The organism is Marinobacterium sediminicola (genome assembly GCF_022343685.1).
GTDB classification, from domain to species: domain Bacteria; phylum Pseudomonadota; class Gammaproteobacteria; order Pseudomonadales; family Balneatricaceae; genus Marinobacterium; species Marinobacterium sediminicola.
On sequence record NZ_CP092123.1, the window covers coordinates 2,157,408 to 2,170,093 of the forward strand.

The 12,686-nt window shown below is 55.2% G+C and carries 12 protein-coding genes; 2 read left to right on the top strand and 10 right to left on the bottom strand.

The annotated features are described in order from the left end of the window. Positions 1 to 63 precede the first annotated feature (63 nt). The gene (peaA, locus tag LN244_RS10005) at positions 64 to 1,656 is read right to left on the bottom strand and encodes a quinohemoprotein amine dehydrogenase subunit alpha (protein ID WP_239039647.1); all 1,593 of its coding nucleotides are present in this window, start codon (positions 1,654 to 1,656) and stop codon (positions 64 to 66) included. Positions 1,657 to 2,107: 451 nt separating this feature from the next. Between peaA and LN244_RS10010 the strand changes: the two genes are divergently transcribed. Next, on the top strand, positions 2,108 to 3,598 hold the full coding sequence (locus LN244_RS10010; protein WP_239039648.1) for an aldehyde dehydrogenase family protein: 1,491 nt from the start codon (positions 2,108 to 2,110) through the stop codon (positions 3,596 to 3,598). Between the two features lie 38 nt (positions 3,599 to 3,636). On the opposite strand, the gene LN244_RS10015 is transcribed toward LN244_RS10010, so the two are convergent. The 8 genes from LN244_RS10015 to LN244_RS10050 form a co-directional block, all read right to left on the bottom strand. Next, positions 3,637 to 4,356 carry a GNAT family N-acetyltransferase gene (locus LN244_RS10015; protein ID WP_239039649.1) on the bottom strand — a complete coding sequence of 240 codons (720 nt, stop codon included), beginning with the start codon at positions 4,354 to 4,356 and terminating at the stop codon, positions 3,637 to 3,639. A 6-nt stretch (positions 4,357 to 4,362) separates the two neighbouring features. Then, positions 4,363 to 4,806 (bottom strand): DMT family transporter, encoded by a 444-nt coding sequence (locus LN244_RS10020; protein WP_239039650.1) that lies wholly within the window; start codon positions 4,804 to 4,806, stop codon positions 4,363 to 4,365. After that, positions 4,803 to 5,432, bottom strand: coding sequence for a nitroreductase family protein (locus LN244_RS10025; RefSeq protein WP_239039651.1), 630 nt, complete (start codon positions 5,430 to 5,432; stop codon positions 4,803 to 4,805). Before LN244_RS10025 ends, LN244_RS10020 begins: the two co-directional genes overlap by 4 nt. A 113-nt stretch (positions 5,433 to 5,545) precedes the next feature. After that, the gene (locus LN244_RS10030; RefSeq protein ID WP_239039652.1) at positions 5,546 to 6,133 is read right to left on the bottom strand and encodes a Crp/Fnr family transcriptional regulator; all 588 of its coding nucleotides are present in this window, start codon (positions 6,131 to 6,133) and stop codon (positions 5,546 to 5,548) included. Between the two features lie 14 nt (positions 6,134 to 6,147). Continuing rightward, entirely contained in the window at positions 6,148 to 7,821 is a 1,674-nt protein-coding gene (locus LN244_RS10035) for a GGDEF domain-containing protein (RefSeq protein ID WP_239039653.1), read from the bottom strand. Between the two features lie 18 nt (positions 7,822 to 7,839). Further along, positions 7,840 to 8,853: an amino acid ABC transporter substrate-binding protein gene (locus LN244_RS10040; protein ID WP_239039654.1), complete on the bottom strand. Its 1,014-nt coding sequence runs from the start codon at positions 8,851 to 8,853 to the stop codon at positions 7,840 to 7,842. 213 nt (positions 8,854 to 9,066) lie between these two features. Continuing rightward, positions 9,067 to 9,705 carry a DUF2238 domain-containing protein gene (locus LN244_RS10045; RefSeq protein ID WP_239039655.1) on the bottom strand — a complete coding sequence of 213 codons (639 nt, stop codon included), beginning with the start codon at positions 9,703 to 9,705 and terminating at the stop codon, positions 9,067 to 9,069. A gap of 45 nt (positions 9,706 to 9,750) precedes the next feature. Next, on the bottom strand, positions 9,751 to 10,737 hold the full coding sequence (locus LN244_RS10050) for a GlxA family transcriptional regulator (RefSeq protein WP_239039656.1): 987 nt from the start codon (positions 10,735 to 10,737) through the stop codon (positions 9,751 to 9,753). A gap of 94 nt (positions 10,738 to 10,831) precedes the next feature. Between LN244_RS10050 and LN244_RS10055 the strand changes: the two genes are divergently transcribed. Continuing rightward, positions 10,832 to 11,383, top strand: a complete 552-nt coding sequence (locus LN244_RS10055; protein ID WP_239039657.1) for a cysteine hydrolase family protein — start codon at positions 10,832 to 10,834, stop codon at positions 11,381 to 11,383. A 41-nt stretch (positions 11,384 to 11,424) separates the two neighbouring features. Here LN244_RS10055 and LN244_RS10060 read toward each other — a convergent pair whose 3' ends face one another. Beyond that, complete coding sequence (locus LN244_RS10060) at positions 11,425 to 12,681, bottom strand: diguanylate cyclase (protein ID WP_239039658.1); 1,257 nt, start codon at positions 12,679 to 12,681, stop codon at positions 11,425 to 11,427. Between the last annotated feature and the right edge of the window lie 5 nt (positions 12,682 to 12,686).

The following is a 12,686-nucleotide window of genomic DNA, read 5'->3' on the forward strand; positions in this document are numbered from 1 at the left end:
CCCCTTTCAGATTTCACATCAAGTGCCTGACGGCACCCACCTGAGTTGTTTCATCTCCTCTCATCAGGGGATCGGGGGATTGTTCCAGCGCTGTACGGTGACAATCATCTGACCTTCAGCACTGTGCGTGTCAGCACCATCCTGCACGGTGGCCTGCACTTTCAGGTTACCGGCATTGTTGGTCATCATGCGACGTTCAGGGTTGGGACCGGCTGCCGCCGGAGTGAACACACCGGTTGCACTGTTCATTCGACCTGAGAAATGCACGTCACGGTCGGCTTCTGCAACTTCGTCGAACGGCGCCACGGACCAGGTCGCCGGTACCATACCGATACGATAATCATCGGCTGTACCCGATTTGCCATCAGCACCCGCCGCCCAGGCCTCTGCTTCGAAGCGGGCTTCCACTTTCGGAGTGGAGCCGCCGTTTCCGCCCACACGCGCTACGGCAAACTCAGGCACCACTTTGACGCTGGCAATGCGATCATAAACGGCAAAACGACCACCTTCGGTACTACCCACACTTGGCGTCATCACACCGGATGCATCGCCAGCTGCACGGGCACGCACCTTGATCAGGCTGGAGCTTTCACTGATGACCTCAATGACATCAACACCTTTACCCAGCACCGGCAGACCACTGAGACCGGAACCCACGATGGTGATGTCGGCTTCACTGCCGGCTTTGATATACGCTGGCTGAAGCGCAAGAATGTGGCTGACTCCTGCAGCATCACGTGCCGCGACTACGTCAGCACCCACTTCATCCTTGTCACGCAGGAACATGCGGCCAGATAACTGACCTTCCTTGAGCGCAAACACCTGACGCATTACCTGACCATCAATCTCGACATTGGCGCGCCATTCATAGCCGGTATACACCACGGCCTGGCCTTTACCCTTGAGCGCACTGCCATCGGCATACTGTCCGGTCAACGTCAGAGAATATTCATCCTCGCCTTGTGCGGATGTCACACTCATGCGGGCATTGAAAGCCCCCTTCCCAGGCATATGGCCCGCCAGGGTCCACTCACCCGCCACCGGCGCTTCAGCCTGCTGCTGCCATTGCTCCCAGGCCGCGGAGTCCATCGGCAGGGTTTCTGCCAGCTCAGGGACCATTTTGTTCAAGGCCAGATCCAGCCAGTCACGGTCACGAGCCAGTGCCTGAAATTCGGTTGTCGGCCACTGCCCCAGATGAAAGTGAACCAGGTGCTCCCATTCGGATGCCGGGCGTCGCTGCAGCATGACCCGCGCACCAGAGTGACAGCGTGCACACATTTCAGTGAAATTCTGGGAATCAAAGGATTCGGAAGTATTAAGGCGACGTTCCAGAGCGTAGCGCGCGCCTTCGGTTTCCGAGGGTGCCAGACCCTGACGGTCTGCCAGATACTTGACCAGCGTACGTCGGTCTTCATCGCTGATCTTGAGCCCATGCATGACCTGCATGCGCGCAATGGTCATCAGCCAGCCTTCAGGGGTTTTGCGCTGATGGCTGATGCGACTCCACTGACTTTCTCCCTGCTCGGAATGACACGCCAGACAGTTGTCCTGAATGATCTTCTCTGCTTCGGAAGCAGCCTGGGCACTCTGGGTTGCAAGCGCTACGGCCAGCGCCAGCAAGCCTCCCCCAAAGGGTTTTAGTATTGTTGTTTTCAAGGTCCGACCTCCTTCAGTGGTCATAACTGAGTTTCTCAATGCCGAGACACCCGTTGAGATCCGGGGCATGTTGACTCACTGGGAAGGAAGCACAGCCTGTGCCAGAATGCTTTAATTGCTACAAAACAATAACTTATTTGATTATTTACGACTTTCGACCCCTATTTGCCCCGTGCGGTTTCTGTCTTATTCCGAGACATCCGTTTCAATCTGCGACATCAACGTGAAACACTCTTGCGTCACAGCGCCCTGCAGCTCCCTGCGCAGTAAGCGGTTGTTGAATCAAAAGCAGACAGCTGTCTCAATCTGAGACATCCATATGTAGCCATCAACCACGAACCCGCCACAAGAAATACATTTATTTTCAAAAGGTTAAGATCGATATTCAAAACTGGCACAACCATTGCGATCCATGGCCTACAGCTATCACGATAAAGACAAGAGGTATGCCATGACTGAGTTTTCCCTCCATCCTCACACTCAGGCGTTTATCAAACGTAATCACGCACTGTTGATTGGCGATCAGCGCCTTGGCGGCAGTGATGGCGGCACTATAGATGTCATCAACCCGGCAACCGGCGACAAACTGACTCAGGTTGCTCGAGGCACAGCGGCCGACATCAACAAGGCAGTTGCGACCGCCCGCCGGACCTTCGAAGACTCAGCCTGGAGCCGGATGACTCCGGTGGAGCGTGAACGCCTGCTCTGGCGATATGCTGACCTGATTGAAGCCAATGCACAGTCTCTTGCGGAGATTGAATGTCTCGATAATGGCAAAAGCGCCGCGATCGCTGAAGCCGTGGATATTCAACTTGCCGTAAACTTCCTGCGTTATATGGCCGGCTGGGCTACCAAAATCGACGGCAGCAGTGTAAAGCCGTCTGTCCCCTTCATGCCGGGTGCACAGTTTCATGGTTACACCACACGTGAGCCTGTCGGTGTCGTCGGGGCCATTGTCGCCTGGAACTTCCCACTATTGCTGGCCTGCTGGAAGCTTGGACCGGCGCTGGCCACCGGCTGTACGGTCGTTCTGAAACCGGCTGAAGATACCCCGCTTACAGCCCTTCGACTGGGTGAACTGGCATTGGAGGCCGGGTATCCGGCTGGCGTACTCAATGTTGTACCCGGGCTTGGTCATGATGCGGGCGCGGCCCTGTCTGCTCACCCCGACGTAGATAAGCTGACGTTCACCGGTTCCACCGGTGTCGGCAAAATGATCGGCAAGGCAGCAATGGATCATATGACACGCGTAACCCTTGAACTGGGCGGCAAGTCACCCACCATCGTGCTGGACGATGCTGACCCGCGGGAAGCGGCGGCCGGAGCGGCAAATGCCATCTTCTTCAACCAGGGTCAGGTTTGCTGTGCTGGCTCACGACTCTATGTTCAGCGCAAATTGTTCGACAATCTGGTGGCTGATATTACCGATATAGCGAGCAATATTCGTTTGGGCAATGGTCTGGACCCTGACACCGAGATGGGTCCGCTGGTCTCTGCCGTTCAGCAGCAGCGAGTTCATGGCTTTATCGAGAAAGGTCTGGCGGAAGGTGCACGCATTACGACAGGCGGTGGGACTCAAGGACCCGGTTTTTTTGTTCAACCGACCGTCATTGTCGATGTGGATCAGCGGTCAACATTGGTGCAGGAAGAAATTTTTGGCCCGGTTCTGGTAGCCATGCCCTTTGATGACATCGAAGATGCCATACGCATTGCGAACGATAGCCAGTACGGGCTGGGTGCCAGCATTTGGTCCAACAACCTCTCGGCCGTACACCGCATGGTCCCTCGCATCAAGTCCGGCAGCGTCTGGGTCAACTGTCATACGGCGCTTGACCCCTCCCTGCCGTTTGGAGGCTTCAAGCAGTCAGGATTGGGGCGCGAGATGGGAGCCGCCTGTATCGAGCACTATACCGAAATCAAATCGGTATTGATGAAAGTCTAACCATCAGCTGACAGCGGCAAGTCCGCTGTCAAGTCATCTCAGGCACGACGGTAGCTGCGGATGGTGAACTGCGGCTGGAACCCCATCCGGAGATACAGGGGTTCCCCCGCCGCCGAGGCCTGCAGGCAAAGATACCGGGCTTTGCGAGCCTGCGCTCTGGCCACAAGCATCTGCATCAGTTCACGAGCAACCCCTCGCCCCTGTTGTTCAGGTGACACTCCGACCTGATGCACGCCCAGGATCGAACCTGTGTGATAGACAATTGCGGTCGCGACAGGCACCCCATCCCGGACGCCCCATAAAACCTCAACGTCTGGCTGCTGACGTACCCGGTCAATGATTTCAGCATCGATCTGATAGCCAAAGGCACGACCACAGAGCTCAGACCAGGCGGCTGCCTCATCTGCATTGCCAGGGGTACTCAGCTGTAGCCTGCCGGTATTCGCTATCCTTTCAGCCCCCAGCAAAGGCAAAACCATAGCCCGCTGCTGCAACCCCATTTCAAACCCGGCCGCCAGCAGCCCCTCCTCCAGCTCGGCCGTTTCCACACCGGCCGCCCAGATTGGGCAAAGGTAGCCCTCAGGCACTCTGTCGACGAGAGAAAATTGAACCGAGTCATTTCGGTTGTCCCAGTCCAGCCAGCATCGGCGAGGCCAACCGATTGACTGCTGCAGGCCATCAGTAATCTGGGTCGCTCCCATCAGGCGCCACAGGCTGGTCAAGTTGTCGATATTGGCCTTGTCGATTGAAACGCTCATTGTCCCTTACTCCCAGTAGATCAGACTGACGCCAGCAATCAGCACCAGTAAACCGATCAGCCGTATTGTGTTGATCGGCCGTACCGGTTGGTCAAACCAGCCAAAATGGCTACATATCACGGCCAGAATGATCTGTCCGGTCAGGGCAAACGCCATCATCGGCCCTACCCCCATGCGTGGAATCAGAAAATAGAACATGCCGACGCCAAAAGCGCTGATCACCCCGCCCAACCAAAGATAATTCGGCACGTCTCCAACCCGGTCAAAATCAGGTAATCGAGCCAATTGCAGCACCACTACCAGCAGCGATACCAGGCAGGCAACGGCAAAGGCGATACTCGTCCCCAGCATCGTATTCCCAAGCACCACCCCCAGACGGGCATTCATCCCGGCCTGAACCGCAATGGCGGCACCAGCAGACAGCGCCAACCAGGGCAACAAATGTGTCACGGCCACCTCCGAATCAACTCCCCGCTCGGCAGGCGAACCTTCAACTGTGTAGCAGCAGTATCCTCAGGATGACGCAGACCCAATGCACACACCGCTACTGTCCTCAACCCTGCGGGCCGAAGCTGCAGGACGCGATCATAGCCCTCGGGATCAATGCCCGTCATCGGGCAGCAGTCGATGTCGAGCAGGGCTGCGCTGGTCAGACAGTTGCCCAGCGCAATATACAGCTGATGCTCTGCCCAGACGGCCTTTTCCGCTGCATTCATGTCGTTCAGGTAGCTTTTTACATGCTGTGACAGACTATCAAAGGCATCCTTCTTTTCTCCACGCTGGGTGGCCAACAGCTCAACCAGCTCATCCACCATCACTGAGTCCACCGAGCGACAGGCCGCAAACACCAGCAGGTGTGACGAGTAAAGCACCTTATCCTGCCCCATCGAATGATGAACCAGTGAAGCGCGCACCACCGGGTTGTTAATCAAGAGCAACCTGTAGGGCTGAAGGCCAAACGCAGACGGGCTCAGGCGAATCGCTTCCATCAGCGTATCGAGTCGTTCGGCATCCAGGGAGGTATCGGAAAAACGTTTGACGGCATAGCGTCTGTTCAGGGCTGAAAGCAGTTTCATCATCGGCTCCGGTGCTGTACTTGGAAATCGGACTGCCACAGGCAGCATGCTGCTGCCAACTGCAACCAGATTAAGCACCGGCGCCACAAGGCTCATTTACATAGGTTGAGAAATCAGACTTTTTTTCGGATACGACTCAACTGTGTTGGCGTAATCCCCAGGTGGGATGCGATATGATACTGCGGCAAACGCTCAGCCAGGTCCGGCCGCTCGACCAGAAATCGCATATAGCGTTCGGCGGCGTCCTGTTGAACCAGTTGGGTCTCCCGCTCATCCTTGGCCAGTAGCCAGTTGGCTTCCAGATAATGAATCTGGAAGAGCTTTAGATCCTTAGAGCAGTACAGCAATTCGCGGAAACGACCAAAATCGATCTCGATAATGGCCGAATCTTCAAGCGCCTGCAGCGAGTGCCGTGATGGCAGATTACGCAGAAGCGCCGTCATCGAGCCCGGAAACTGACCTTCGGTGAAGAAATTCTTGTTGTATTCATGCCCCTTGTCATCCAGCGCAAATACCCGGAACAACCCTTTGCAGACAAAGGCAAAACTGCGCGGTATCTCCCCCGCCCGACACAACATCTGATGGCGTGCCAACTGTCGATAACGACAAAAACTCACCAATGCCTGCCAGGTGGAATCCGACAGGGGAGAATAGGCATCCATCGCCTGCCGTAAAAATTCAAATCCCCGGGCTTCAAACATACTGACCGCCTGGCTTACTCGGACACTTCTGGGGCACTCAGACAGACACGATTACGTCCCTGATCCTTGGCTGAATAGAGTGCCTGGTCGGCATCATGAACCAGTGATTCCATTCGCCGCTCCTGACAAGGGACCTCTGCCGCAACTCCCAGGCTGATCGTCACCCGTCCGGAAGGTGAATGATGTGGAATATTCAGGGCATATACGACGCTACGCAGCTTTTCAGCCAATTGTGCGGCCTGCTGAAGGTCCAGCCCCGGCAACAGGATGATGAATTCCTCACCCCCATAGCGGGCGATAATGTCACCGCTGCGGTTAAGCTGGGACAGCATCTCCTGAGCCACCCTTCGCAGGCAGCTGTCCCCTTGCTGGTGCCCAAATGCATCGTTGAAGCGTTTGAACAGATCCACGTCCGCCATGATCAGGGCCAGGTTTTCACCTTGCCGCCGTGCACGTCGCCACTCCTGTTCCAATTTCTGATCAAACTGGCGCCGGTTATAAACGCCTGTGAGTGCATCCGTAACGCTCAATTCCTTCAGGTTCTGATTCACCTGGTGCAGGTGTTGATTGGCTGTCTCCAGCTGACGCTCTGCCTCTCGTCTTGCATCCACAAACACCGAGAAAGTCGCTCCCATGACACTTATCTCATCCTGCCCACTTTGAGGAATCGGCACCGGGTTGCCATTCAGATGATCTTGCATGGCGTGGCTCAGACGGTTGATCCGGCTCACAATGTGGCGGCGAATATACAGAATCGCACCGATGGTTACGGCAATCAAAGCCAGGGAGGACAACAACAACCCCAGCAACGAATGACGAATCAACCGCTGATAGTCTGCAATAGCCTCTTGTGCAGAAGCTTTCAGTTGCAAGTGATAGTTGTAAGTTGCGCTGGTCAGTTTCTGTGCCAATACACGAGTATGGCGCGCGGTTGCCAGGGTCGCTCGGGCGTTTTGCAAAAAAGGCTGCCGACTTTCAAACGTTGCCGGCAGGACAAGATCAAATTTGGCTGCCAGCCTTTTCCATTTAATGTCGTCCATCGGTAAAGCTTGCATGCGTTGGATAGACTGCCTGCAGCTCTTCTCCAGTTGCTCTATGTGACCTGGACGCTCGGCACTCATTCCAGCAGCGGCGGATGTGAGTGCGGCCAGAGCATGACTGACAAAAAGATGCTCATTCGTCGAAAAGCTGTTGAGACTATCAAGCGGCAGTTGTTGCAGCAGAAGGAACAGCTCATCAAAGCGCTGCAACTGAAACACCCGCAATGACTCCTCTCTGTCCAGCTGGTCACCAAGCTGGCTGAGGCTCTCAAAAAATGGCTCCTGCCAACGCTCCAGCTCAGCACGCGTTTGAGAATCGAGCTGCTCAGTTGCCCCCAGCTGTTCCAGCCGGTCGCGAGCCGTCTGGTAAAGACTCGCAAGGTTTTCAGTCCTCTGATTACCGGCACTGATAGAGCGACGGCTGCCAACCATGATCTCGAAAACCTCAGCCGCGATGATTTCGGCATCCCGTGTCAGTTCAGCCGCCGCCATCGCACGTCCGAAATGGGTACTGGCCAGATTGCTGAAGCCATCATATTGCCGGTACATGACATAGCCCACTGCCGATACCACGATCAGATAAAGACCGAATATGACACCGATGATCAGATTCAGCCGTGTACCTATGCTATGACGCTGTACAAACATTCAGCCAGACTCGTAGATTCATCTAAACAAGGGAGCAAAGAGCAAGCCACCGCGTGACCAGGGTTGATTAAACCCGGGTTCCACATTGATCGGCGTTCCCGGGCCATAATGTCGCTGATAGATCTCGCCATAGTTGCCCACGCTGGCCAGCATCTGAAAGGCCCAGTCATCCCGCAGTCCTAACTGTGAGCCAAAATCGCCGGTTACTCCCAACAGGTGTTGCACTTCAGGATCTGAACTGCGCTCACGCATATAGGCCACATTTTCTCGGGAAATCCTTTTTTCATCTGCCAGAATCAGACCTTCCACCACAGCCCGTATGATTCGCTGCCAACGGGGATCATCGTTACGCACCATTGGTCCTATGGGCTCACGCGACAGATTGTCGGGCAGCAGGCGATAGGCTTTCGGATCGTCCGCACGATTGGCCCTGTTGGTGGCCAGGTTCATGCGATCGGCACTGTAGGCATCGCAGTGTCCACGAAAAAAGCTGTCACCATTACTGAACTGAATCTGCGCATCGATCTTGTGACGCGCCAACACACTCACCAGATTCTGATGGGTCGAGGTATTTTCAGTAACACAAACGGTCTTGCCACTCAGGTCTTGCAGCTGCTCAATGCCTGAGTGTTCTCTCACCATGACACCCTGACCATCAAACAGGTAGATCGCCGGAAAAGCAACCTGATAACGGTTCTCACGCCCGATGGTCCAGGTCGTGCTGTACATCACCACATCCGTCTGCCGGTGTTGCAGAGTGGTGAAACGGGTCGTCGCATCGACCTCGACATACTGCACACGATCGGGATTCCCGAACAAAGCGGCCGCCGTCGCACGACAGAAGTCCACATAAAAACCCTGCCACTCGCCATTCAGGTCAATGGCGCTGCGCCCGGGATCATCAGGAAACACTCCACAGCGTATGTCCCCATGACGTTTTACCTCTTCCAGTGTATCGGCATGTGCAAAAGCACCTCCAAACAGCAGGGAAGCGGCCAAAGCGACGGAAGCGACTGTTCGAAAATTCAACATGGGGCCAATGTCCTTGGGTGAGGTTGTACAAGTTCTGAATCAGTATGTTACCGCCGATTCAGAACAGTATCATGACAGGTTGGGCAACATTGAACGGTAGCGGGTTGGTTGTCCTGTTGGCAAGGATTAATATTCTTTACTTTGCAACGCAACAAACCTGGACCCAAGACCTGACTGAAGCCACTGCGCGCTGAGGGCAAGATCAGTCTCTGATTACCCTGCCCTGCCTGCCGAGCTCAGTTGCCGGATCTGCCGGTCATGCCAGCGTCCAAGCAGCAAAAGCGCCAGAAACGCCCCGAACAGTGCCCAGCCCATATCAGACTGGGTATCCCAGACATATCCCTGAGTGCCCAGAAAAGATTCGGCCGCTTCTTCAGACAGCAGCGCTACCCACCATTCGATCAATTCATAGAAGGCGCTCACGGCCAGGCAGAAACAGAGAATGAAGAAGTTTGACCAAAGCCTTCCATTAATCAGCTGCAACCGAATAATCAGCTCTCTTGCAACCAGGGCCGGAACAAATCCCTGAGCAAAATGGCCAAGCTTGTCGTAGTTGTTGCGGATCCCCCCGGTCAGGTCCCGCAGATAGTCGAACAAGGGAACCTCGGCATAGGTGTAGTGCCCACCCACCATCAGAATGACACAGTGTGCGAGTAACAGCAGGTATACCAGCGGTGTCAGCGGAAATCGCTGCCGAGTCAACGCCAGAATCAGCAGCGCCAGAATCGCGGGCAGCACTTCCAGAAACCAGATGACAAGATCAGCCGGTTGCCATGCCGACCAGACGAATACAGACAGGTAAACAATCAGCCAGAGTGCCGCCCACATGGCCAGTCCCTTTGATGAGAACATTCGTCAGTTCATCATAGCGTCATGAGGATGAGCCTGCACTAAGGCTCAGCTCAGCACACTGACGGAATCCCCTGGCCCGACACCATTACGACTGAAACGCTCTCGGTAATGGCTTGGTGTAAGGCCGGTCTGCTTCTGAAACATGCGCCTGAATGCTCCCACATCCTCATAGCCGACCTGCCACGCCACTCTCTCAACGGTCGTTGCCGAATTTTCCAATAGCTCCCGTGCCTTATGCACCCGTTGCAACTGCAGATATTCGCCTGGCCTGAGTCCAGTGGCCTTAGAGAAGCGACGAATGAAGGTACGCTCGGACAGGTTTGCCTGGGCCGCCATCTGGCTGACTGAAAGCGGCTTGCCGAAGTCACGGTGAATATGGTGCTGAACCGAAAGTATCGCCCGATCACTATGATCCAGTACCGGCATGAAACTTCGGTAATAACTCTGCTGCCGCACTCCGGTATCGACCAGCAGAAAACGCCCCATCGCCTGAATGACGGATGGTGGCGTGTAACGCCCTATCAGGTGAAGCCCGAGATCCATCCATGACATCACACCTCCGGCTGTCACCAGGTCCGAATCCATCAGCAACATGGCGTCGGTATCCAATTCGATCTCAGGATAGGCATACCGAAAGGCCCCCTCCAGCTGCCAATGGGTCGTTGCCTTTCGCCCTTGCAAAAGCCCTGCCTGCGCCAGCAAAAAAGAGCCGGCACAGGCAGAACTGATGATGGCCCCCTGTCGATGCCACCCCTGCAGTCGTTCACAGATCTCGGGCTGAGGGTCCAGATAAACGTGCCCGTCCAGTACTGGCGGCACGATAACCAGCGACGGCCGTGAATCCGCATCCTCAGGAGGACACAGCCGGCCCTGATTAAGCTGCCAGCATGCACTTTGGAAGCTGAGTTCTGGTGCCTGCTGCAGCTCGGCAAGAATACGGTTTGCCGTATGAAAGAGGTCTATCAGGCCGTAAACGGCCGACATGGCCGTACCGGGAATCGTCAGGATAGCGACATGGATTGTCTGAGGCATGTCAGTTTCAGCCTTGTTATTGTCAGTTGTGACACCCGCACAGCCTAACAGGGACCGCTAGGATGGGCGACAGCCAATCAACAGGGACAACATGATGAGCAAGACCGCACTGATTATCGTCGACATGCAGAACGACTATTTCCCCGACGGCAAATGGACACTCAGGGGCATCGAGGCCGCCGCCGGCAATACTGCCCGCCTGCTGACGTCATTCCGCGAAAGTCGCCAGCCAGTCATCCACGTCCGTCATGAATTTGCCTCGAACGACGCTCCGTTCTTTACACCCGGCAGCGAAGGGGCACACATCCATGAGAGCCTGTCGCCGGCCGATGGTGAGTTCCAGATTCTGAAACACGAGGTGAACGGCTTCAAGGGCACCGAGTTGCGGGAGCTGCTCCAGCGCGAAGGGATCACTCAGCTGGTGATTGCGGGCGCGATGAGCCATATCTGTATCGACGCCATCACACGTGCGGCAGCCGACCTGGGCTACAGTAACACACTGATCCATGATGCCTGTGCCACACTGGACCTTGAATTCAATGGCGTACATGTTCCCGCTGCTCAGGTCCATGCCGCCTTCATGGCCGCACTGGCATTTGCCTATGCTGAAGTTGTCAGCACGGACCAGTGGCTGTCACGTCAATAAACGTGCCTGCAGCCGGAGCCTTGCGAAACACTCCGGCTGCTTCACGCTACCTGATCACTTTTTTTCAGCACTTCACCCACAGCAACCTCCACCCGATTGCGCCCCCTGCGTTTGGCTGCATAACAGGCTGAATCAACAACCGCTATCATATGCTCAAGACTGGCATTTTCGGGTAATACGGGCGCCACACCGATACTGCTGCCGACTTGATAGCTGCCTTTTTCACATACATATCGATAGTCATGCACAGCACTGCAAATATCGTTGGCAATGCGAACACCAACCTCTAGCGGGCAGTCCTTCAACAGGATCGCAAACTCATCACCTCCCACACGAGCAAGCAAATCTTTCTCACGAATTCGCTCTCGCATGACTCGACTGATGTCGCAGAGCAGCTGATCACCCGCCTGATGCCCACAGTTGTCATTGACCGCCTTGAAGTGATCCAGGTCGATATACAGCAACACATGCTGTTTCCAGTGCTGACTCTGCACCTCGTCCAGTGCAATTTTGACCTGACGTTCAAGCTCACGACGGTTCAGCAGCCCCGTAAGCGCATCGTGGATGGCATCAAATTCGGCCAGTTGCTTTTCCTGTTCCAGCAGCAAAGCACGCTTGCGCTGCTGATCAAGTTCTTCGGCAATATTGATATGGTGACGCTCAATGGATGCACGCATGTCATCAAAGGCACGTGCCAATTCACCCAGTTCATCACGCTTGTGACTGGGAACCGGGTGGTCAAAGCTGCCCCTGACCAGCTGGCGCGAAGCCCGGACCATCTGTTCAATGGGACGTCGAATGATCCACTCGACCTTTAGCCAGATCACTGCCAGCAGAAACACCATAAATGGGAGCAAAGCCGTCCATAAGGAGGTTTCAAACTGGATGGCGGCCTGCCTGCTCTCGGTCATGTCCACTGCCAGCTGTAGCCTGGCAATGGGCGGCTGCAAAAAACCGACGGCTTGCTCAAGATAAAGCTGCGGGAAATGGCCATCAACAACGGACGGTTTCATCAGCGGATACAGCCTGCCCCCTTCCGAGGAGAACAGCTGCAGTTCGACCCAACTCGGATTGTCGTAGCGAATAGCGTCCAGCAGTTCATACACCTTGGCCAGATCATTCTCGAGCAGTGGTGGAATAATTGCTTCCGCCGTGAGGCTCAGCTGTGCACGATGTGCATTTTCCTCAATCACTAGCGCGCGATTGCTCATTTGTGGAGCAACCCAGAAATGCACATAGGCAAGAAAAAGGCAGGCCAGAATGGCCAACAGCAGTGTGAACTTGGCGCGCAGTCCCATCTTTA